This is a genomic window from Arthrobacter sp. FW306-04-A, assembly GCF_044358315.1.
Classification (GTDB): Bacteria; Actinomycetota; Actinomycetes; order Actinomycetales; family Micrococcaceae; genus Arthrobacter.
The window spans coordinates 2,829,837-2,852,055 of sequence record NZ_CP084559.1; the positions used below are offsets into that span (position 1 = coordinate 2,829,837).

Annotated in this window: 21 protein-coding genes; 4 read left to right on the forward strand and 17 right to left on the reverse strand. The window is 62.4% G+C overall.

Going from position 1 to position 22,219, the window contains the following annotated elements:
- Positions 1-2: 2 nt before the first annotated feature.
- The 5 genes from LFT43_RS13025 to LFT43_RS13045 form a co-directional block, all read right to left on the reverse strand.
- Positions 3-1,574 (reverse strand): transporter, encoded by a 1,572-nt coding sequence (locus LFT43_RS13025; protein WP_395797379.1) that lies wholly within the window; start codon positions 1,572-1,574, stop codon positions 3-5.
- Positions 1,556-2,347, reverse strand: coding sequence for an ABC transporter ATP-binding protein (locus tag LFT43_RS13030; protein ID WP_395797381.1), 792 nt, complete (start codon positions 2,345-2,347; stop codon positions 1,556-1,558). Before LFT43_RS13030 ends, LFT43_RS13025 begins: the two co-directional genes overlap by 19 nt.
- 128 nt (positions 2,348-2,475) lie before the next feature.
- On the reverse strand, positions 2,476-3,579 hold the full coding sequence (locus LFT43_RS13035) for an NADH:flavin oxidoreductase/NADH oxidase (protein WP_395797383.1): 1,104 nt from the start codon (positions 3,577-3,579) through the stop codon (positions 2,476-2,478).
- Positions 3,579-4,544 carry a co-chaperone YbbN gene (locus LFT43_RS13040; RefSeq protein ID WP_395797385.1) on the reverse strand — a complete coding sequence of 322 codons (966 nt, stop codon included), beginning with the start codon at positions 4,542-4,544 and terminating at the stop codon, positions 3,579-3,581. The genes LFT43_RS13035 and LFT43_RS13040 overlap by 1 nt, the downstream gene beginning before the upstream one ends.
- A gap of 36 nt (positions 4,545-4,580) precedes the next feature.
- Positions 4,581-6,335 (reverse strand): hypothetical protein, encoded by a 1,755-nt coding sequence (locus tag LFT43_RS13045; RefSeq protein WP_395797387.1) that lies wholly within the window; start codon positions 6,333-6,335, stop codon positions 4,581-4,583.
- Positions 6,336-6,634: 299 nt separating this feature from the next.
- Between LFT43_RS13045 and LFT43_RS13050 the strand changes: the two genes are divergently transcribed.
- Positions 6,635-7,825 (forward strand): AI-2E family transporter, encoded by a 1,191-nt coding sequence (locus tag LFT43_RS13050; RefSeq protein WP_395803073.1) that lies wholly within the window; start codon positions 6,635-6,637, stop codon positions 7,823-7,825.
- 49 nt (positions 7,826-7,874) lie between these two features.
- On the opposite strand, the gene LFT43_RS13055 is transcribed toward LFT43_RS13050, so the two are convergent.
- Together LFT43_RS13055 and LFT43_RS13060 are read right to left on the reverse strand one after the other, a co-directional pair.
- Positions 7,875-8,669 (reverse strand): alpha/beta hydrolase, encoded by a 795-nt coding sequence (locus tag LFT43_RS13055; protein WP_395797389.1) that lies wholly within the window; start codon positions 8,667-8,669, stop codon positions 7,875-7,877.
- A gap of 18 nt (positions 8,670-8,687) precedes the next feature.
- Positions 8,688-9,020 (reverse strand): ATP/GTP-binding protein, encoded by a 333-nt coding sequence (locus tag LFT43_RS13060; RefSeq protein ID WP_265977234.1) that lies wholly within the window; start codon positions 9,018-9,020, stop codon positions 8,688-8,690.
- A gap of 57 nt (positions 9,021-9,077) precedes the next feature.
- On the opposite strand from LFT43_RS13060, the gene nucS reads away from it, so the two are divergent.
- The 3 genes from nucS (at position 9,078) to LFT43_RS13075 (ending at position 11,591) form a co-directional block, all read left to right on the forward strand.
- Positions 9,078-9,773 (forward strand): endonuclease NucS, encoded by a 696-nt coding sequence (gene nucS / locus LFT43_RS13065; RefSeq protein ID WP_395797391.1) that lies wholly within the window; start codon positions 9,078-9,080, stop codon positions 9,771-9,773.
- 74 nt (positions 9,774-9,847) lie between these two features.
- Complete coding sequence (gene nagA / locus LFT43_RS13070; protein ID WP_395797394.1) at positions 9,848-11,095, forward strand: N-acetylglucosamine-6-phosphate deacetylase; 1,248 nt, start codon at positions 9,848-9,850, stop codon at positions 11,093-11,095.
- 292 nt (positions 11,096-11,387) lie between these two features.
- Positions 11,388-11,591, forward strand: a complete 204-nt coding sequence (locus LFT43_RS13075) for a cold-shock protein (RefSeq protein WP_028264741.1) — start codon at positions 11,388-11,390, stop codon at positions 11,589-11,591.
- Between the two features lie 142 nt (positions 11,592-11,733).
- Here LFT43_RS13075 and LFT43_RS13080 read toward each other — a convergent pair whose 3' ends face one another.
- The 10 genes from LFT43_RS13080 to atpE form a co-directional block, all read right to left on the reverse strand.
- Positions 11,734-14,226 carry a bifunctional lysylphosphatidylglycerol flippase/synthetase MprF gene (locus LFT43_RS13080; RefSeq protein WP_395803075.1) on the reverse strand — a complete coding sequence of 831 codons (2,493 nt, stop codon included), beginning with the start codon at positions 14,224-14,226 and terminating at the stop codon, positions 11,734-11,736.
- Between the two features lie 68 nt (positions 14,227-14,294).
- Positions 14,295-15,566, reverse strand: a complete 1,272-nt coding sequence (locus LFT43_RS13085) for an alpha/beta hydrolase (protein ID WP_395797397.1) — start codon at positions 15,564-15,566, stop codon at positions 14,295-14,297.
- Positions 15,567-15,571: 5 nt separating this feature from the next.
- Positions 15,572-16,003, reverse strand: coding sequence for a DUF2550 domain-containing protein (locus LFT43_RS13090; protein WP_395797399.1), 432 nt, complete (start codon positions 16,001-16,003; stop codon positions 15,572-15,574).
- Between the two features lie 10 nt (positions 16,004-16,013).
- A complete protein-coding gene (locus tag LFT43_RS13095; protein WP_395797401.1) occupies positions 16,014-16,298 on the reverse strand; it encodes a F0F1 ATP synthase subunit epsilon in 285 nt (94 codons plus the stop codon).
- A 1-nt stretch (position 16,299) separates the two neighbouring features.
- Positions 16,300-17,754, reverse strand: coding sequence for a F0F1 ATP synthase subunit beta (atpD, locus tag LFT43_RS13100; RefSeq protein WP_265977230.1), 1,455 nt, complete (start codon positions 17,752-17,754; stop codon positions 16,300-16,302).
- An 86-nt stretch (positions 17,755-17,840) separates the two neighbouring features.
- Positions 17,841-18,728 (reverse strand): F0F1 ATP synthase subunit gamma, encoded by an 888-nt coding sequence (locus tag LFT43_RS13105; RefSeq protein ID WP_395797404.1) that lies wholly within the window; start codon positions 18,726-18,728, stop codon positions 17,841-17,843.
- A 92-nt stretch (positions 18,729-18,820) separates the two neighbouring features.
- The gene (gene atpA / locus LFT43_RS13110; RefSeq protein WP_265977309.1) at positions 18,821-20,458 is read right to left on the reverse strand and encodes a F0F1 ATP synthase subunit alpha; all 1,638 of its coding nucleotides are present in this window, start codon (positions 20,456-20,458) and stop codon (positions 18,821-18,823) included.
- A gap of 83 nt (positions 20,459-20,541) precedes the next feature.
- Complete coding sequence (locus tag LFT43_RS13115) at positions 20,542-21,369, reverse strand: F0F1 ATP synthase subunit delta (RefSeq protein WP_395797406.1); 828 nt, start codon at positions 21,367-21,369, stop codon at positions 20,542-20,544.
- The gene (locus LFT43_RS13120) at positions 21,369-21,929 is read right to left on the reverse strand and encodes a F0F1 ATP synthase subunit B (RefSeq protein ID WP_395797408.1); all 561 of its coding nucleotides are present in this window, start codon (positions 21,927-21,929) and stop codon (positions 21,369-21,371) included. Before LFT43_RS13120 ends, LFT43_RS13115 begins: the two co-directional genes overlap by 1 nt.
- Before the next feature lie 54 nt (positions 21,930-21,983).
- Positions 21,984-22,202 (reverse strand): ATP synthase F0 subunit C, encoded by a 219-nt coding sequence (atpE, locus tag LFT43_RS13125; protein WP_028264751.1) that lies wholly within the window; start codon positions 22,200-22,202, stop codon positions 21,984-21,986.
- Positions 22,203-22,219 lie beyond the last annotated feature (17 nt).

Sequence of the window (22,219 nt, forward strand, 5' to 3'; positions counted from 1 at the left end):
AATCAACGGTGGACGCTGAGTTGGGCGAAGAGCTCCGGCCCGCGTCGGTCAAGCCAGCGGCCGCCGATCCGGACACCCGCCAGGAAGAGAACTACTCCAAGAAGTGCGCCCATTGCCAGATTGATCCACCCCCACAACGGATCGCCCGTGACGGACTCGACAATCACGAGCACAAGTTCGGGAAGGAGCAGGACAAGCAGGACCGCCATTCCTCCGAACTGGACGGCCAGTGTCTGGGCAACGTTGCCTGGCGGCTTCTTGAACGGGCTGTCACCGGGCAACGGCACGCTTGACGTGTACCGCGCCGACACGATGGAGGACAACCCCAGACCCGTAAACAATACGCCCAAGGAAAGTCCGAGGATACCGGGCAGCCAGTCCCAATCTCCCGTCAGGAAAAATGGTCCGACGGCGAAGATCAGCACTACGGGGAGCGCGAAAGCCAGGCAAGCCAGGGCCCGGCCAAGCCGGTCATCGATGCCGCGGACCCCGGCGGCCAGATGCAAGGCAAACGCGGTGTTGTCGTATGAAACATCGGCGGCGATGGACCAGGAGAGGACAAAAGCAGTCAGGGGCCCGAGGACCACCAGCATGGAGTAGCCTCCGGACTGCCCGGACTGGAACAGGAAGATCACGGGCATCAACGGGACCACAGTCAGTGCGGCCGCATAGCGCGGATCACGGAGCCAGTAGGTGAGGGCGCGTGCCGCCACAGCGCCGGCAGGAGTTGCCGGCAGAAGTCCGAACAAGCCAAGTTTTCCGCCGCGTTTTCCTGATCCGCCGGAGTATCTCGGAGTGACCAGCGCCCGCTTGAGCAGTGCATTCCAACATGCAAACAACGCGAGGAGAGTGGCCAACGAGATGAGCGTCTTAATGCCGGCGCCCGCGACATCTCCCGATGCCAGGTCCCCACCTAGGGCCCAGGGGGCGCCGAGCGGAGTCCAGGAGACCGTCCGGGCGAGTTCGGGGAGATAGTCGGTGGAACTGGACACTCCCCCAACGACGCCGGCCACGATCGGTCCCATCAAGACAAGCGGCACAAAGACCACAATGCTGCTCGCATCCTTGAAGCGACGGGAGGCAGCGAGGCTGGCTGTCGCCGTCGTTACCACTTTCGACAGCACCACACAGCTGAGGACGCCCAGAACGGCACCCACCAGAGCACCGGCCACAGCCGGCACACTTCGCCACCATGTTGCTGCGGTGAACAAAGCCACCAACAGGGTGGACAAGCCCGGCAATCCGATGAATCCGGCGAGGGCAAGTCCGGTCAGCAGCTGGCGCATGGGGATCGCCGACGTCGTGAAGCGGGAAGGGTCAAGCGTCATATCCGCGGCCGAGGCCATCAGCGGCACCACAGCCCAAGCCAGGATCGCAGCAGCCCCGCCGAGGACGACGGCGGTATCTGCGGTCTCAGTATCGGCCCACCGCAAGGCAACAAGGAGCGCAATCAGGGTCGCCACGACTCCCAATGCATAGAGCCCGCCGATCGCGATCCCCACGATCTGGCCCGGACTGCGCCGGAAGCCGTTCAGCAGGAGCCGCCATTTCAGGCTCAGAAGGTGCGCAACCATTCCAGGCCTTCCGTCCGGTTTCCGCCGCCCACCAACTGCACAAAGCGGTCCTCGAGCGTGGCGGCGCCGCGGACCTCATCCACGGTTCCGGCGGCTAGCACCCTGCCCGCCGCTACCACGGCCACGTGGTCGCACATGCGCTGCACCAGGTCCATGACGTGGCTTGAGACGATCACGGTCCCTCCCGAGGACACATAATTGTCCAGAATCCCCCTGATTTTGGATGCTGATATCGGATCCACCGATTCAAAGGGCTCGTCCAGCACCAACAGCCTTGGCGCATGGATGAGCGCCGAGGCCAGTGCGATCTTCTTTGTCATGCCGGCGGAATAGTCCACCACGAGGGTGCCCGCGTCGCCGCTGAGATCCAATGCGTCGAGCAGTTCGCCAACTCTCTGGGCAACGACTTCCCTGTCCATGCCGCGCAGCAGGCCCGCATACGTGACCAGCTGTTCGCCGGTCAATCTGTCGAAGAGCCTCACGCCGTCCGGCAATATCCCCATCAGTTTCTTGGCTTCCAGAGGCTTCGCCCATACGTCCACGCCATGAATGAAGGCAGTTCCGAAATCCGGCCGCAGGAGCCCCGTTGCCATGGACAACGTGGTCGTCTTGCCCGCCCCGTTGGGACCAACCACTCCATAGAAGGAACCGGCGGGCACATCCAGGCTGATGCCGTCGACGGCGATCTTGCCGCCGAAGCGTTTGGCCAGTCCGCGAAGCGCCAAGGCGGGCACCTGGAAGGTGGGAGCGGATTCGGGAAGCTGGACACTCATGCAGCCAGCCTAGTCCCGGCAAGGCTTCCGGGGTTCGTCCCTAAGGGGGAACTCCGGACCTGCATTCCGGACCTGCCTCATCCCAAATGACTAGATGCGCAAAGGATTAGATCCCCAAACGCTTGGCGTCAGAAGCTGTGCCGCGGAACCGCGCGCTGATACTGCGGCGCCCACTCCAAGGGGAACCCGAGTTCAAAAGCTGCACGAAGCCACCAGTGCGGATCTCGGAGTGCCGCGCGGGCCATGAACACGCCGTCGGCTTGGCCGGTGGCCACGGTATGTTCGGCTTGCCCGGAGGACGTCAGGAATCCGACAGCCCCGGTGGGGACGCCTGCCTCGCGCCGGATCTGCTCAGAGAATCCCGTCTGATAGCCAGGGCCGGCTTTGATCCGCTGATGGGCCACAGCGCCGCCGCTTGAGACATCCACCAAGTCCACACCCCGCTCGGACGCCGCCCGGGCCAGACGCACCGAGGTGTCAATGTCCACGCCACCCTCGGCCCAGTCAGTGGCCGAAATCCGCAGCAACAATGGCATCGAGTCAGGGATGACGGCACGAACGGCATCGATGACCGCAAGCGTCAGGCGGTGACGGCCGCCCTCACTGCCTCCCCAGGAATCATCGCGCTTATTGATCAGCGGGCTTTGGAACTCATGCAGGAGGTAGCCATGGGCACCGTGGATCTCGACGGTGTCGAAACCCGCGTCCACGGCCCGCACGGCCGCCGCCGCGAAATCGGAAATCACGGCCTGGATGTCCGCCTCGCTCATGGCGATAGGGTCGGCAAGCCCGGCAAAGGCTTCGAGCCCGGGGCCCCGGGGCACCCAGCCGCCGTCGGCCTCCGCAACGGATCCGTCCTGTTCGGCAAAGGGCCAATAAGTCGAAGCCTTGCGTCCGGCGTGTGCAAGTTGGACGCCGATCTTGCCACCTATGGCGCTGTTCCGGTGGACGAAGTCCACGATCCGCTCCCAAGCGGCCGCCTGCTCATCCGTATACAGCCCGGCGTCCCTCGGGCTGATCCGCCCCTCGGGGCTCACGGCTGCCGCCTCAGTGAGGATCAGGGCCGCGCCGCCCGTGGCAAACGCTCCGAGGTGCACCAGGTGCCAATCGTTGGGCACCCCGCCATCGCCGTCGGGCGAGCAACTGTACTGGCACATCGGTGACACCCAGCCTCGATGAGGCAAGGTCAAGGAGCGTAACTGAAGCTGGCTGAACAACGCCGGCTGCGTCATCAGAAGAGGACCCGAGCGAGACCTTGCCGGGCCTTGGCCACACGTTCGTCCGAAATGCCGACGACGTCGAACAGTTCGAGCAGGCGTACACGCGCCGTTTCGCGCCCGGGCCCGAAATTGCGGCCGATGAAGGCAATGATGCGGTTAAACGCGTCCTCGATGTGGCCACCGGAGATGTCCAGATCCGCCACACTGAGCTGCATTTCGACGTTGTCCGGTTCCTCGGCGGCCTGGTGGCGAAGCGCTTCGGCTTCGGTCGCGGTCAAGGACTCGAGCCGGCCCATCAGTTCCACCTGCGCGAGTCCGGCTTTCGCCTCCGAGTCAGCGGGCTTCTCGGCAAGCGCCTGGCGGTAAGCGATCGCGGCAGCGGCGTAGTCCCCGGCCTCAATGGCATCGAAGGCTGCTTGGTGCAGGGGCGGCAAAGGCGGGGGCTCAGCACCCGTAGCGCCTACGCCGATGTTGCCCGTCACCCCGTTGGCTTCGGCCACTTTGAGGAGTTCATCGATAAGGCTGCGGATTTCCTGGTCCGAGGCGGGCCCCTCGAAGAGCGGCACAGGCTGGCCTTTCAAAACTGCGACAGCGGTGGGGACGGCCTGGATCTGGAATGCTTGCGCAAGCTGAGGGAACGCGTCAACGTCTGCCGCGGCCAGGACGACTTTGCCGGCGAAACCTTCGACAACGGTTTCGAGGCTCTGCAACAGGTTCGAAGATTCCAAGGAGCGGTTGGACCACAAGAGGAAAAGGACGGGAATCTGCGAGGACAGCTGCACGAGGTCTTGGAAATTAGCCTCGGTGGCATCTACTCGCAGAGGCTGGCTGCTTCCATTGCTTCCCCCTGCGGCGGCCGGGACGCCGCTCGATGCCGGCGGCGCAGGGCGCCGCAATGCAGAGAGGTCGACGGCGCCGCGAAGGTTGAGCTGGCTGGCAGCGGCTGGAGAGACGGGACGGGATCCTGGCGAACTCATACCGTCCACTCTAGCCGCTGCGCCAGATGCATTTGCCTACTTGAAGTTGGCTCCCACCAGACCGCGGACCGCGGCAACGAGCTTCATCGGAGCAGTCGAACCAGCCGGCGGAATGTACACGGCGACTGACTCCGCGAAGGTCTGCACGAGGCCCACCTTCGTGGAATCCCCGCCGGCAAGCACAGCCGCAGCCTTGTCCACAGTCAGCGTGTCGCCATCGGCCTTGGGCTTGCTGGTGAAGTCAAAGTCCAGCTTTCCCACAACGACAGCGCCACCGTCGGACGTCCTGAACACTGCCGTGTCCGCCGGAGTGGGGGTATGGGTGAAAGTGAAGTTTCCATTGGCACCGGCCTTCACGGTGCTGGCCTGGTAGTCCAGGACATCGGCAATGTAGGGCGAGTTGGTTCCCTCCACCAGCTTGTCCTTGAAAGCGGAGTCGGCCTTGGTCAGGCGATCACCCAGGGCGGCCAGCGCCTCGGTCCCGCTGTACTGCAGCCCGGACTTGTCCGCGGCCGCTACCTGCTGGGTTCCGCCCAAGGGGATCGCCGGGAAGGACGTCCCGGGCTGGAGCGGAGAAGCGCTCTTGAGCTTGTAGTTCTCGCGCGGCGAAGCCTGCACAAGTGTCAGGACCTGGGGAACCACATTGCCGTCGCCCTGTGTCACGGCGATCACCGTGCGCGGCCAGGTCCGCTGAGTGGTAACGACGCTACCCAGCAACTTGCTGGACCGGACGGGCATCCGTGCCTCGTGCGTTGCAACCTGGGACCGGATCTTGTAGTTCTGGGTCCGCACCTGAAGCTCCGCGCCGTCAACCCGGGGAGCGAGTTTGGCGGCATCACGCGCGGCATCGCCGGCGGCCACTGCGCTGGCGACCTGTTCCAGGATGCGCTTAAGTTGCGCATCCACCAAGACGGGGGCAGACGGGGCCCCGGAGGTCTCTGACGGGCTCGCGCTCGGTGATCCTGAGGGAGAAGGAGTATCGCTCGCCTGGGCACCTGCCGCAGTGCCACCAACGAGGGCAGCTGCCACTGCGGCAGCCACGACCGAGACACGTAGAGCGGATCCGCCGCCCGTGATCTTCTTGGTGTCTTCGCCAGAAGTGCCGTTATCGACTTCCGTGCTCTCGTTTGTCTTCCCGCCGTCGGCGGGATCGCTTGGGCGAGGGCCCTTGCCTCGGCCGCGTATGAACCTGTTGACGAAAGGCAGAGCCGCACCCGCGAGAATGAGGATCGCACCAATGACGATGAGCGGGACAGCCCACGGCATGGTGGCATCGTTGGGGAACGTCACGGAGACCGACGACGGCGCCGGCTTGGTGCCGTCGGTTGCCAAGAGCAGCGACCAGTTGCCACTCGCCGGCGGAGTAAAGGTGTAGTCCAGCTGACCGTTGGCGTTCTCGGTTTCCACCCAGAGGTCCGATCCGGCCGGGGATGGAGCTGTCGCCTCGCCGTCAGTGCCCGCGACTTGGAGGGACTTGCCGTCCTCGGAAACCCCGTTGACGCTGTTGTGTGCGGTCTTTCCTACCCATGCATCGACGTCATCCGGGCGGCCAACAGCCAGTACGAAATTGCCATCACCCTTGACGCTGATCTTTGTCGGACCACCTTTGTGGGTCAGCACGCTTTGGTTGATCACGGTCAGCGGAGCGGCTTTGGCGTCGCCGGGAGCGGACGCCGTCACGGTCTCGGCCGGAGCCCAAAAGGTCAGCTGGCCAACACCGGCCAACAGTGTCAGCAGGCCAAGCAGCACCAGCGAAACTGCAGTCTTCAATCGCACAGGAATACCAATCATCAGCGGTCGTTGAACTTCAAGGGTAACGGTTTTGTTACCGAAGAGTCAGTTCGGAGTCTTCCGCCGGAGCCCCCCGGCACGCCGCTTGGCCCCTGGAATCCGCCAATTCAGGCCGGCTGATAGTGTGGCGAACAACATCACATCGGGCACCGCCGGAGCCTGAACGCGGAACGAAAAGGCAGCTGAAACACGTGAAAGAGCGCAAGGATCCGACTCCCGCCGAACACCAGCCCGGGACCAGCCCGGACGGTTTGGCCAGCGGGTCCGCCCAGGACGGCAGGGATCACGGCGAGGGGCTGATGGCTTCCTTCGTTCGCCGGCTCCGCCAGCCCATTCCGGGCGCACAGCCGCGGGTGCGTTTCGAGATGCCGCCCGAGCTTGTGCACGATGAAACAGCCGAGGCCGAGCAGGACGAATCCGGCGGTCCGCGCTTCGGCTCCCCCGGTCCGAGGATGTCCGCGCAGCATCCGCTCTATGTCGGATTCATGGGCACGGCCGGCGTCGGTGTCGCTCTCTTGTTGTATTACATCGGTACCAATACCGCCCAGCTGTTGCTATGGATCGTGACCGCCTTGTTCATTGCACTGGGCTTGGATCCCGTGGTTCGTTGGCTCGAGGGCCGAAGGATTCCGCGCCCTGCCGGCGTCGTCATCGCGGTCGGAGCGGTTGTTGCCGGAGTGGCGGCGTTTTTTGGCACTCTCATCCCCACGATCGTGGAACAGGTCTCGCAGATCGTGCGGCAGGCTCCTGATTGGATCCGCGGTTTCGTGGATTCCGATTTCTTTCGGTCCCTGGACAGCCAGTTTGGCGTCCGCGACCGGATCAGCCAGGAGCTGGACAAATTCGTCAAGAACCCGGACGCCATGGGTGGTATCTTCGGCGGCGTGGTCGGTTTCGGTTCCACGGTGGCCAACGGCGTGTTCGGGACGCTGATCGTCCTGGTCCTCAGCCTTTACTTCCTCGGTGCACTGCCCGCCATGAAGAGGTGGGGCTACAGGCTTGCCCCGCGCTCGCGCAGGCCGCGTGTGGAGGCGCTGTCAGAGGAAATCACGCGTTCGGTAGGCAACTACGTGATCGGCCAAGTTTGCGTGGCCTTGCTCAACGCATTGTTCGCTTTCATCGTCATGAGTATCCTGGGCATTCCGTTCAGCGTCCTTCTGGCTTTCGTGGTGGCCCTGCTCGCGTTCATACCCCTGGTGGGAGGAATGATCGCCGCCGTGGTGGTCATTCTGGTGGCCTTGACCGCTGGGTGGCAAACGGCCGTGATCTACGCCATCTGCTACTTCGCCTATCTGCAATTCGAGGCCTATTTCATCTCCCCGCGCATCATGCAGAAGGCCGTCGCTGTTCCCGGCGCAGTCGCCGTGATCTCGGTGATTGCAGGCGGCAGCTTGCTGGGCGTCCTCGGCGCCTTGATTGCCATTCCGACGGCGGCTGCCATCATGCTGCTGATCAAGGAAGTCTTCATCATCCGGCAGGACCGCCACTAGGCCTTGCGATGGCCTCGGGCCCAGCAACTGGGCAGCCGGCGGCCACCGGTCAGGCGGTAGCTACCGGACCCGTCCATTGGCGCGGCAAGCCGTCGGGTCCCGCGCCGGCTTCCGTTACGTCGTCGACGATCTCGTCCAAAACACGAGCCGCATACTTCTCTCCGACCCACAGGTGCTTGGCGCCGTCGATCCCCAGGACACGGGCCTGTGGCACCAGGCTGAATCGCTCAGCGGCCTCAACGGGCTGAAGATAGTCGTCGTGTTCCGGAACCAGGACTGTCAGTGGCTTCCCCGAGGCAGCCCATTCCTTCAGGTGCACATCAGTTGCCCTGTGCAGCGGTGGCGACAGCAGGACAGCCCCCTGCACCTGGGAAGCCACAGGCTCAACTGCCCCGTACATCAAAGCCAGCTCCGTACCAAAAGACCAACCCACCAACCAGCGGTTGGGAAGCCCGCGTTCCACTGCGAAGCGAACGGCGGCCTCGACGTCGTACCTTTCACCAATTCCTTCGTCGAACTGCCCCTGGCTGGTACCTCGAGGCGAATGCGTCCCCCGCGTGTTGAAGCGCAAAACCGCGACGCCGGCCAGAGCCGGGAGCCGATAGGACGCCTTGCGATAGACATGCGAATCCATGAATCCGCCGTGGGTGGGCAGCGGGTGCAGGGTAATCAGCGTTGCCGTGACCTCACCGGATTCCGGCAGCGCCAACTCTCCCACGAGCCGCTTCCCGTCCTCAGTGAGGAACTCCACGTTCTCACGGCGCGCCGGCAGAACCGTCGACGCCCGGATATCCGTTGCAGACTCCGGTTGGCTGAAAACGAAGGACCCAGGATCGAAGCTCATGCTTCCAAGCTTAAGTGCTCAGCGGTACCTGTACGTGCGGCCTGTCCAGCAATTGTTGTGCCAGTGCCGGCGTTCCGCCAATCCTGCGGCTTCGCCGAAAAGGTGCGTCTCGGACCACACCACCAAGTGGGCGATTCCGGGCATGATGGCCATCGAACAACCGGGGCAGATATAGGTCTTCTCGGCATTCCGTGCGGTCATGGTCCGGACCATCCAGTCGCCGTCGGGAGCGCTTTCCCTGCGGGCGATGCCCGAACGGGCGCGTTCCAGATCCAGTTCCGGCGACTCGCCTGTCCGTTTCCAGCTTGCCTTGGCTGATTCGGTGCGTCGGGGGCGGTTGGAGCGGGGCATGTCTCCATTCTGCCCCAGTCGCTGAATGCAAACGGCAGAGGAAGTAAAGTGGAGCGGGTGCGACTCGTCATAGCCCGTTGTTCCGTTGATTACGTTGGCCGCCTCAAGGCCCACCTCCCGCTTGCCACCCGGCTTTTGCTCGTCAAATCCGATGGTTCAGTGCTGGTCCATTCCGACGGCGGCTCCTACAAGCCGCTGAACTGGATGAGCCCGCCCGCTACCCTCCGGGTTACGACACCGGAGGAGACCGAGGTCGAAGAAGGCGTGGTGGAGCAGTGGACAGTGCAATCGGCCAAGACCGATGACCGGCTCATCATCAACATCTACCAGCACCTCCACGACACGTCCCACGACCTCGGAACGGACCCCGGGCTCATCAAGGATGGCGTCGAGGCCGACCTGCAGCGACTGCTTGCCGAGCAGATCGAAACCCTCGGGGCCGGCTATTCGCTCATCCGCCGTGAGTACTTCACCGCCATCGGGCCGGTGGACATCCTCGCCAGGGACAGCGACGGCGGGACAGTCGCCGTCGAACTCAAGCGGCGCGGCGACATCGACGGCGTCGAGCAGCTCACGCGGTACCTCGAGCTGCTCAACCGCGATCCACTGCTGGCGCCGGTACGGGGCATTTTCGCCGCCCAGCAGATCAAGCCGCAGGCCAAGGTCCTTGCCAACGACCGCGGAATCGACTGCATTACCCTGGACTATGACGCGATGCGCGGCGTAGATGACAGCGAGTCGCGCCTGTTCTAGATGGTCTGGTTGGCCCCGCCTTCATCCTGGGCTAAACCGGGTCAGAGGCAACCACAGGCAACTAGAATCAAAGCATGACTGTCCCAGACCGGCCTGCGTCTTCTTCTGCGCCTGTGCGCCACCTTATTACCGGAACGATCGTCAGTGACGGTGTGGTGATTGAAGACGGGCTGGTGGCGGTGGAGGACGACCGAATCGCCTTTGCCGGGCCGGCCGCCGAATTCCACGAAGCTTCCTTTGAAGGCTTCGAGGAAACGCCGCGGACGGATTTCCCCTCCGAACGTTACATCGTTCCCGGTTTCGTGGATGTGCATTGCCACGGCGGCAACGGTGGCGACTTCCCGGGGGCCGACGAATCCTCGGCGCGCAAGGCCATCGATTTCCTGCACCGCTCCGGAACCACAACCTTGCTCGCCAGCATGGTCACGGCGTCCCGGGAGGACCTCCTCCGCGGCATCGAGCTCTACGTGCGTTTGGCCGACGAAGGGCTTGTGGCGGGAATCCACTTGGAGGGGCCCTTCCTCTCCCATGCCCGTTGCGGCGCACAGAATCCTGCTTATCTGCTTGACCCTGACCTTGATCTCATGAACGAGCTGGTTGAAGCCGCTGCCGGCAAGCTCGCCACGATGACTTATGCCCCCGAGCTTCCCGGAGCCGCAGCGCTTGTGGACCTGATGACGTTCCACGGAGTCACGCCGTCGCTTGGTCATACGGATTGCGACGACGCCACGGCTGCTGCCTCGCTCACCGCGGCACGCGAGGGCCTGGAATCCGCTGGTTTCGACGGCGTCAGCTCCCTGCCGACTGTCACGCACCTGTTCAATGGCATGCCTCCCATGCACCACCGCTCCCCCGGCCCCGTGGCTGCCTCCCTTCGGACGGCACAAGAAGGCAAGGCCGTGCTGGAACTGATCGCCGACGGGACCCACCTCGATCCAAGCACCGTGGCAACCGTTTTTCAGCTGGTAGGTGCCGCGAACGTTGTCCTCGTGACCGATTCGATGGCAGCAGCGGGACTCTCCGACGGAAACTACATGCTGGGCCCCTCTCCAGTGACCGTGACGGACGGCGTGGCTACCTTGGATGCCACGGGCTCCATCGCCGGCGGCACTGCCACCATGCTCGACGTCGTCCGGCGTACCGTTGCGGCTGGCGTCGGTCTCGCTGACGCCGTTTCGTCGGCGACGGCGGTTCCAGCCGCAGTTTTGGGACTCTCCGATGAACTTGGCGGCCTCCGAAGAGGCCTGCGGGCCGATTTGGTGGTCGTGGACAAAGAACTGCAACTTGCGGGCGTATTGCGCAATGGGGATTGGCTGGCCTAGGTCGAATTCGCAGACGCCCAATGGCGCGAGCCGCTTTCTTCCGTTACCTTCTTTTTACTTAAAATTTGTCGGAATTCCCGAACAGACCGTTGACCTCCAGTAGCCGCCATGAAAGTGTTGTAGCAGTCTTTGTGTAGGTGTGATTCATGCTCGCAAGACGTGTTGCGAGCGTGAAGCTCCTGCGAAGCCAACCAAGCCCGGCTTGGACGGAAAACCAGGTCTTCTCGCGGAGTAACCAAGGCCGGCACGCGGTGTGCCGGACTTAATAGTTCCACAATGAGGAGAAACAAAAATGGCACTGGGCACCGTCAAGTGGTTCAACGCTGAAAAGGGCTTCGGCTTCATTACCCCGGACGACGCAGAAGGCGACGTCTTTGTCCACTACTCCGAGATCCAGACCGGCGGCTTCCGCACCCTCGATGAGAACCAGCGCGTTCAGTTCGAGATCGGTCAGGGCGCAAAGGGCCCGCAGGCCACCGGCGTTACCGCCGTCTAGTTTGCCTGCTTGAATTCTGCCTAGCAGGTTCAGCGAAGGGGTTCCGCACAGGATGCGGGACCCCTTTTCCTTCCCAACTGGCTCGCATTTGTTGACCCTATGGGGCGTCAAAACGACAACAAATGCGAGTTGGTTGGGTTTTTCAGGCAACGAGAGTGCGAAGAAGCCTGGCAGTTTGCCGAACGGACAGCCCTGGCAAATATGCCCGGCTTAGCGCAGCGCCGATCGCGGGAATCTCCAAGCTGTCCTGGTAGTACATATAGAGGGTCCTGTATTCGGGCTGGAACCTGGATTTGAAGCGTGCCAGCGACCGGAATCCGTAAACAGGTTCCAAGGTTCTGCCAACAAGGTCGAGAATGCCCGCCATACCGGCGTCCCCGCTGGAGAACTCCTCGGGATCCCCGGCCAAGGGTGAACCAGACAGGGAAATGACCTCCACTCCGTGACGCAACTCCTGCACTGCCGAGGCAATCATGAATTCCATGATGCCCGGGAACGCATCACCCCGCCGGCGCATGAAGTCCAATGTCCAGCTAATCACTCGACCCTCACGAAACACGGGCAACCAACTGGTGACCCCGTAGACAAACCCTTTGCTGTCGACGGCTATGCAACACAGCACGTCGTCGTCCATCAGTTCGTCGAGCGAACCCAGAGTAAAGCCCATTTCAGGTACTTTTTTCCTGGCGGCCCATTCTTCTGACACCTCGCCAAGTTGGGAACGGATGTGCTGGGAGAACTTTGAATAGCGTCCCCACCGGACTTCAACGCCGGCTTTGAGCGCCCGGTTCTTGGCTGTGCGGACGTTTTGCCATGCTTTGCCCGTGAACTCGAGGTCGCGGATGAAGAGCCGGGTTTCCTGGGCGACGGCAATTCGGCGAAATCCCGTGGATTTCAACATCGGCCACAATTCCTCGGTACAGGAGTAGAGGCACGGCACCAATGCGTGGTCCGCACAGTAGTCGAGGAAACCTTCGGTCGCGGCCCGGGCCTGTTCGGGAACGCCGAACGGACCGGCGAGGGTCAGTGCAACGTTTCCATGCTGCTGGTAGGCAATCCCGGCGTCCATTCCGGGAGTGAACCAGAACTTGTTCGGCTCCCATAGCGCCATCCAGGAGAGGGACTCTCCGCCGCGCTTGACCAAGTCCCTTGCCACTTGCCGGGCCGGATCGTCTCCGCCAGGACCGTGTTGCCGCTTGAGGAGCAGCATCCACACCGCGGCGAGTGCCACAAGCCAGAAAATAATCCCCGACCAGGCGAACAATATTGATTCCGCGGCGCTGCGCTCGGCGAACACGCGCCCGAAAGCCGTGGGTATCGGCAGCGGAAGATACTGCCGGGCGAGTTCGGCAACGAGTCCCAAGACGCCGCCGTCGTGCGCCATGCCGCCCGAACTGAGCCAGGCCCCTGTGTAGGCACTCGCCAGTGCAACCCACGTTCCGCCAACCAGCAACGCCATCTTCCGGCGAAGGAGCGCCCTCGACGCCACAACAAAGTTGCCCCTGAACAGGAAAAGCAGAATTGCCAGGATGAGCGGAACCAGCGCCAGCGTCAGGAGATGAAACACTGCGGAGCCCAGGACTACGGTGCGGCCACGTCCTGGAAAGTGCGGAATGCTGGCAAACAAAACCAGGTAGGCGAAGGACAGGGCCACCACACCAAGCTGTACGCCAATGGCGATCTTCAGCGCCAAGCGCCTCCCTTGACGCATGCCCACCGCACAAATGAGGAGAAGCAATGCGGGTACGACGGCCAGGGCTACTCCGGCTGGCCCGGGATAGCCCTGCCGTCCAAGTTCCAGGCACTTGATGTCCACAGTGCCGCCGCAGTTGGCCTGCAGCTGCGTGAGTGTGGGGACAGGGTTCAGGACCATCTCGCGGAGCAATGCCAACGGCCCCGCAGGGCTCCGCACGGCGCCGGCTACGAGGGGCCCGACGCCGAAAATCGCCACCATGAGTGATAACAGGTTTCGCGTCTCACGCCTGGTTGCGCGATGGCTCGGTGGTATGCCTTGGTCGAGTTGGAGCCAGAGACCACCCCCGAGTCCTACCAGCGCACCGGTGAGCGCCATGACAGCCGAGGGATCGCCAACGTAGAGGACCAGGAGAAGTGCCAATGACACAACTGTCGCCCTTAGCCGCCGGCGCCACAGCGTGGGAAGAAGACCGCTGGCGGCCATCGAGACGAAGAGGGTTGCGGGAAGGGGACCGGAAGTGATGGCGTCCATCATCCGTCCCAGCCAGCCGTCGTCGGCGTAGGCTGCGACCTGGACCACCAGCAGGAAAGCAGTGACCGCCGCAAACTGGCCACCGAGGAACCCTACGGCCGTGCGGAACCATCCCAATTTGCGCTCTGAGGACCCCAGCAGCACGACGAGCAGCAGCGAGCTCGTAACGTAGTCGAACGGATTGACGGCAAAGAACATCGAGGTCCAGATGGACCACCAGTCCCCTGACTTCAATCCGCCACCACTCACGCTGGTGAGGTGCCGCAGCACATCGGGGCTGGACGCGACGTCGGGATCGAAGATTGCCGGAGTAAGCAGGTAGAGCGCGAGCACCGCTACGGTGAAGGGGATCGCGCCAATATGGACAGCGACGTTTCCAATCAAGGCCTGAACGAGCGCTGCCACCATCTTCCGTGCGGGCTTGGCGTCCTCGCGCGCAGCTACTTGGTCCTTGGACAATTGAGATTCCTGGGTGCTCATTGCGTGATCCCCCACCGCGGAGCCAGGAAATCCATCGCAGAAGGAAGCTCCTGCACGGCCACCGCCCACGAGTGGCCTGCTCCCACAACCGAAGCCTGCCTGATATCGAACCCGGAACCGCGGGCTGCCGTCGCAAGCTCGGTGGCGAAATGGCTGAACTCACCATCAGCGGTACCCACCGCTATGAAGCCTGCATGCCCGGCGTAGCTTTGCTTTTTCATCAAGGTCAGCGGAGTCAGGGCATCGAAAGCCGCAGAGTCTCCGCCGAATGCGGTCTGGATGGTCCGCTGGCGGTCGGGACCAAGTGAAGGCTCCCGCTCGCCCGAGAAAGCAATGAAGGAAGGATAGATTTCAGGATGCAGGGTAGTCATCTGCATGGCACAAGTCGCACCGAAGGAAAACCCGCCGACCCCCCATTTCCTTGGATCGGCGGACACGTCGAGAGTCGAGTTGATCCAGCGCGGAACATCGACCGCGAGGTATGTGTCGGCACGGGCGATCCGGCTATCCATGCACATGGTGTTTGCAGTATCGGAACCGTTTGGATCGACAACCACCACAACCGGCGCTACTCCACCATGTTTTGCCGCGAAGGCATTCATGGTCGGTTCAAGCAGCCCGCCGGTCAGCCAATCGGCGGGACGTCCGGGCTGGCCGGCGAACAAAACCAGCACGGGTAGTTGGGTTCGGTTGGTGGCCAGGTAGGCCGGCGGGAGGTAGATGAAAGCATCCTGCGCCTTGAAACCGGATTCGGTCCCTGGAATCGATGCCCGGCGGACTATTCCCGCACCGTGCGCTGACACCGGCAGGGGTCCCGAAGCAACCTTTTTGAACTCATCCCCAAGCTCCGGAATCCGCCCCACATTGTGGCCGAGGAGATCTGCTGCCGTGTGGTTGAGGCCGAAATAGCTGTTGATCTGAAGCGCAGCAAAGAGCAAGACGGCCACGAACGAGCCTGCGGCGGCGCTCCTGACACGCCACGAAGAACCAGGGAGCCGGAACAGGAAGAGGGCCAGTGCTGAGAAGGCAACCACGGACCACGCGAGAACATCGACGGGGAGGTCCTCGGGGAACACGGTGAGAACGTTGACGAGCAACCAGTGGATGAATGCCACAACTGCGATTGCCACGACAACGGCCACGACAATGGAGAGCACCCAGCGCCAGCTTGGTCGAAAGAGCAGGAATGCTCCCCCGGCGATTCCCGCGCCAAGGACAGTCCAAAAGAATGGACCATCAACAAGGCTTAATTTGTCAAGAAAGTCCACAGTCCTCAGCGCCAGGTGCCGACGCCCACTACGGGGCCGGCTTCCAGCCAAGAAGACAACCCGGCGTAGGCATCAAATCTCATCGCCAGCATGAACCGCTGGCCTTCATGCTGGAGTTCCACGACCACGACGTCGGGCTGCAGCCTCGTCAGTTCTTCTTCGGTTGGCTTCCGGCGACCCAGGAGTTCCAAAGAGCTGCGCCGAAAGGTGTGCCTCGGACGGAAGCTGAGGGAGAGCAAGCGGAACCACTCAAGGTCGGAGTCCTGATAACGACAAACCCCCATCCGCCAGCTGTTTCCAGCCATGCAAATGGAGGCGTCGACCGTGCCCAGGGCGCGCCGCAAATTGAAGCGGCGCACCCCGACGAGGCACAGTGTAAAAATCAGCAACGCAAACGCCGTTGCCAAGGCGATGAACGGAATAGCAGAATCGTCCATCAAGGTCTTGCTATCGGATCCCCGCAGTAGCTGCTTCGCCCAGCTGGGCGTTGTCAGCGACGATCACCACGCGGTTGTTGTCGACGGAGAAGAACCCGCCGTCCACAACTACCGCCAAGCGGTCTCCGGAAACCGGCTCGATGGCCAGCTCGCCCTCGGCCAGGATGGCGAGGAGCGGCGAGTGGCCGGGCAGGATCCCGATTTCACCATCGCTGGTGCGGGCCTTGACCATCTTGGCCGCACCGGACCACACAAAGTGATCCGCTGCGACAATCTCAACCTCGAGCTCAGCCATACTACTTGGTCTGTTCCTGGATCTTGGCCCACTGGCGCTCGACGTCATCCAGGCCGCCGACGTTGAAGAACGCCTGCTCTGCGATGTGGTCCAGCTCGCCATCGCAGATGGCCGTGAAGCCTTCCACGGTGTCCTTGATGGACACAGTGGAGCCCTCGACGCCGGTGAACTGCTTGGCGGTGTAGGTGTTCTGGGAGAGGAACTGCTGGATGCGGCGTGCACGAGACACGACGATCTTGTCTTCCTCAGACAGTTCGTCAACACCGAGGATGGCGATGATGTCCTGGAGTTCCTTGTTCTTCTGCAGGATCTGCTTCACGCGCACGGCCGTGTTGTAGTGGTCCTTGCCGATGTACTGCGGGTCCAGGATGCGGGACGTCGACGTCAGCGGGTCAACGGCCGGGTACAGACCACGGGATGCGATTTCACGGGAAAGTTCCGTGGTCGCGTCGAGGTGTGCGAAGGTCGTTGCCGGAGCCGGGTCGGTGTAGTCATCAGCGGGCACGTAGATGGCCTGCATCGAAGTGATCGAGTGACCCTTGGTCGAGGTGATGCGCTCCTGCAGGAGGCCCATCTCGTCGGCGAGGTTCGGCTGGTAACCAACTGCGGACGGCATGCGGCCGAGCAGGGTGGAGACCTCGGAACCGGCCTGGGTGAAGCGGAAGATGTTGTCAATGAAGAGCAGCACGTCCTGGTTCTGCACATCGCGGAAGTACTCCGCCATGGTCAGGGCGGACAGGGCCACGCGCAAACGCGTTCCCGGCGGCTCGTCCATCTGGCCGAACACTAGAGCGGTGTCCTTGAGGACGCCTGCCTCTTCCATTTCAACCCAGAGGTCGTTGCCTTCACGGGTACGCTCGCCAACACCGGCGAATACCGAAGTACCACCGAAGTTACGGGCAACACGGGTGATCATTTCCTGGATCAGGACGGTCTTGCCGACACCGGCGCCACCGAACAGACCGATCTTTCCACCCTTGATGTACGGGGTGAGAAGGTCGATGACCTTGATACCGGTCTCAAGCATCTCCGTGGAGCCCTCAAGGGACGCGAAGGCCGGAGCCTTGCGGTGGATCGGCCAGTAAGCGTCAGCCTTGATCTCGGACTCATCAACGTCAAGCGGCTTGCCAAGGACGTTGAAGATGTGGCCCTTGACTCCGTCGCCGACAGGCACGGAGATCGGGGCACCGGTGTCCTGCACGGAGGTGCCGCGGACAAGTCCGTCGGTGGCCTGCAGGGCGATGGCGCGGACGAGGTTGTCACCCAGGTGCTGGGAGGTCTCGAACGTGATGGTCTTGGTCTCACCGTTGAGAGTGATCTCAGTGGTAAGGGCATGGTAGATCGACGGGATTGCGTCAGCCGGGAATTCGACGTCGACAACCGGGCCAATGACACGGGCAATACGGCCGGTGGCGCCGGCCGTTGCAGCTGCGTGCTCGGTAGCGGTGGCAGTCATCTCTCTCACTTCACTCAGTAGATGGCGTGGGGTTAAGTTTATCTATTTGGTGCAGGTGCAGCTTGCGCCGAACCAGACACCGGCGGCTACGCGCTCAGGGCGTCGGCGCCGGCCACGATTTCAGAAAGCTCCTGCGTGATCTCAGCCTGACGGGCCGTGTTGCGCAGACGCGTGTACTTCTTGATCAGATCGGTCGCGTTGTCGCCTGCCGACTTCATGGCACGCTGGCGGGCGGCGAGCTCGGAAGCTGCAGCCTGCAGCATTGCTGCGAAGATGCGGGACTCGATGTAACGCGGCAGCAGTGCGTCAAGCACTTGCTCCGATTCTGGTTCAAATTCGTACAGAGGCAGAAGCTCGGACTCACTGACTGTCTGCTCTTCGACTTCGAGCGGCAGCAGACGAACAACTGTGGGTTCCTGCGTCACCATCGACTTGAAGCGGGTGTAAACGACGTGGATCTCGTCCACACCACCCTCAGCGAAGTCATTGGCGAACTCTTCGAGAAGAGCGGCACCGATTTCCCTCGCAGTCTTGAATTCCGGTGCGTCCGTTCCGCCGGTCCATACGCGGGAGTACGAACGGTTGCGGAAGTCAAAGTATGCCTGGGCCTTGCGGCCAACCAGGTAGGTCTTGACTTCCTTGCCCTCTGCTCGGAGAAGTTCGTTGAGTCCTTCGGCCTGCTTGAGCACGCTCGCCGAGTAAGAACCAGCCAGGCCACGGTCCGAGGTGATAACCAAGACAGCGGCACGGCGGATCTGTTCCGGCTCGGTGACGAGCGGGTGATCGATTTCGCTCTGGCTTGCGACAGCAGAAACGGCACGGGTGATCGCGTTTGCGTAAGGCAGTGAAGCTGCCAAGCGGGCGCGGGCCTTACCGATGCGCGAGGTAGCGATCAGTTCCATCGCCTTGAAGATCTTGCGCATCGACGTCGTCGAGCTGATCTTCTGGCGGTAGACCCGGATCTGGGCTCCCATACATTTCCTTTCCTAAGATCCCGATGGATCAGCGGCTAAGGCTTTGGCGAAGGCCCCGGGCCTGTGTTTACGCAGGCCCGGGAACCAATGCTCTAGCGCTTCTGCTTGACGATCTTTTCCTGGTCGACTTCGCCGCCGGAGATCGCTTCGTGCTCTTCGTGTCCGGCGCCAACCAGGAGGTTGTCGCCTTCGCCGAAGAAGCCCTTCTTGAAGGCAACGATGGCAGTCTTCAGCGCTTCAGCGGTGTCGTCGTCCAGAACGTTGGTCTGCGCCAGCGTGGTCAGGATGGAGGACTTGTGCTTGAGGTGCTCCAGGAACTCGGACTCGAACCGGCTGACATCCTCAACCGGAACATCGTCCAAGTAGCCCTTTGTACCGGCCCAGATGGACACAACCTGGTCCTCGACCGGGAACGGCGAGTACTGGCCCTGCTTGAGCAGTTCCATCAGGCGGGCACCACGGGTCAGCTGCTGGCGGGAAGCCGCGTCGAGGTCCGACGCGAACATCGCGAACGCCTGCATGTCGCGGTACTGTGCCAGGTCCAGCTTCAAGGTACCGGAGACCTTCTTCATCGACTTGACCTGCGCCGCACCACCAACGCGGGACACGGACACACCGACGTCAACAGCGGGGCGCTGGTTGGCGTTGAAGAGGTCCGACTGCAGGAAGATCTGGCCATCGGTGATGGAGATGACGTTGGTTGGGATGTAGGCCGAGACGTCGTTTGCCTTGGTTTCGACGATCGGGAGACCGGTCATCGAACCTGCGCCCAGCTCGTCGGAGAGCTTGGCACAACGCTCGAGCAGACGGGAGTGCAAGTAGAAAACGTCACCCGGGTACGCTTCGCGTCCCGGCGGGCGGCGGAGCAGCAGGGAAACAGCGCGGTAGGCTTCAGCTTGCTTCGACAGGTCATCGAAGATCACCAACACGTGCTTGCCGCCGTACATCCAGTGCTGGCCGATGGCCGAGCCTGCGTACGGAGCCAAGTACTTGAAGCCAGCCGGGTCGGATGCCGGGGAAGCAACGATGGTGGTGTATTCCAGCGCGCCGTGGTCTTCCAAAGTCTGGCGGACGGCGGCGATGGTGGAAGCCTTCTGGCCGACGCCGACGTAAACGCAGCGGACCTGCTTGGTCACATCGCCCGAAGCCCAGTTCGCCTTCTGGTTGATGATGGTGTCCACGGCGATGGCGGTCTTGCCGGTCTGGCGGTCACCGATGATCAGCTGACGCTGGCCGCGGCCAATCGGAATCATGGCGTCGATAGCCTTGAGACCGGTCTGCATGGGCTCGTGAACCGACTTGCGCTGGGTCACGCCCGGAGCCTGGAGTTCCAGTGCACGGGTGGTCTCGGCCTTGATCTCGCCGAGGTCATCGATCGGCTGGCCCAAGGGGTCAACTACGCGGCCCAGGAAGGCATCGCCTACCGGGACGGACAGGATTTCACCGGTGCGGTGGACTTCCTGACCTTCTTCGATACCGGTGAAGTCACCGAGGATGATGACGCCGATTTCGCGGACGTCGAGGTTCTGGGCCAAGCCCAGGGTGCCGTCTTCAAAGCGAAGCAGCTCGTTCGCCATGACCGAGGGAAGGCCCTCAACACGGGCGATGCCGTCACTTGCGGCGGTCACGCGGCCGACCTCTACGCGCTCTGCGTTTCCGGGTTCGTAGGACGCCGCGAACTCGTTCAACGCATTACGGACGTCGTCGGCGTTGATGGTCAATTCGGCCATCTGCAGTCCCTGCTCTCCTGTTTTCGTGATCATCGTTGCTCACGATGACCGGTGTTTGTATCAGTTAAGTTGTGCTTGTCTGGCTAGCCAGCGAGTTGCCGGCGGAGCTCGGACAGGCGGGCTACGACGGAGGCGTCAAGCACTTCGTCAGCCACCTGGACCCGGATTCCACCGATCAACGTCGGATCAACGCTGACGTTGACCTTCAGCTCGCGGCCGTAGAGGGCATCAAGCCCGGCCTGCAGACGTCTGGCCTGCGCATCCGTCAACGGACGGGTAACGCGGACAGTTGCGATCCAGCGCTGCTGGCGCTTGGCTGCAAGCTTGGCGAAGTTGTCGATGAGCTTGCTCGGCTTGACGCCGCGCGGCTGCGACACGGCCTGGCCGATGAGAAGTTGGGCTTCCGGGCTTGCGCCAGGAACCAGCTTCCCGGCCAGGCTGATCTTGGCCGCAGCACTTGCCTGCGACTCTCCCAGAGCACGTTGTACCTCGTGGCTGGAAGCAACGGTCTGGTTGAAAGCAAACAGATCGTTTTCCAGCTCTTCCAGCCCCGTGATTCCGGAGGCAGAAACGGCCGACTTGTTTTCAGCCACGGCGATGACCACCGTGGCAGCAAGAGTCTCGAGTGCATCGCCGATATCGCGTGCCGATGCCCAGCGTGAGCTGGCCAATCCGCTCGCAATTTCCGCAGCATCAGCGGAGACTTTCCCGCCAACCAGCTGCTTGACCAGCGCCGACTTTTCTTCTCCACTACGGGAAGGGTCAGTCAGGGCGCGGCGCAAGCCAGCCGAGCTGTCCACCGTTCCCAGGATTCCGAAGAGGTCCTTAGCCAACTGCAGCGAGGCCGTTGGAAGCGTAGCTTCCAACTGCTCCAGCGCTTTGGTCAGCGATTCGCTCGATACACCTGCCATTACTTAGCTGCACCTGCGCTCTGGGTCTCCAGATCTGCGAGGAAGCGGTCCACCACGCGGGCGGCACGCTCGTCATCGCTGAGCGATTCGCCAACGATGCGCTCAGCCAAAGTCGTGGCCAAGGTGCCCACCTCGGAACGCAGGGAGACAACAGCTGCCTGACGCTCCGATTCGATCTGCGCATGCGCCTGCTCGGTGATGCGTGCCGACTCGGCTGCTGCCTTGGTCTTCAGCTCCGCGAGGATCTGGGCACCTTCGGCACGAGCTTCTTCGCGAATGCGGTTAGCCTCGGCGCGGGCATCGTGAAGCTGCTGCTTGTACTCTTCGAGAGCTGCAGAAGCTTCAGCCTGGGCCTTTTCAGCCTTGGCAATGCCGCCCTCAATCGCCTCTGCGCGCTCCGCAAAAGTCTTCTCGAACATCGGGACAACAAACTTGACCACGATGTAAAAGAGGACCCCGAAGCCGACGAGCACGACGCCCATTTCCCAGGGGTTGGGAACGAGCGGATTAGCCGACTCGGCGGCGCCTTGAGCGGCGGCTGAGATGATCTGCTGATTCATGTTTCACCCGTCCTTATCTACTCGGTTCTGAATGTTCGCTTGGTTCTTAGCGGTTTACTTGAGAACGAAAGCGAAGACCAGGCCGAGGATGGCGAGGGCTTCCGTCAGAGCCAGACCAAGGAACGCGATCGGCTGGAGCACGCGCTGGGCTTCCGGCTGACGTGCAACACCGTTGATGTAAGCAGCAAATACGAGACCCACACCGATACCACCGCCGATTGCGGAGAGACCGTAGCCAATGAGGTTAAGGGAGCCGTTGATATCGCCGTTCATTGTTTTCCTTTCAAGAT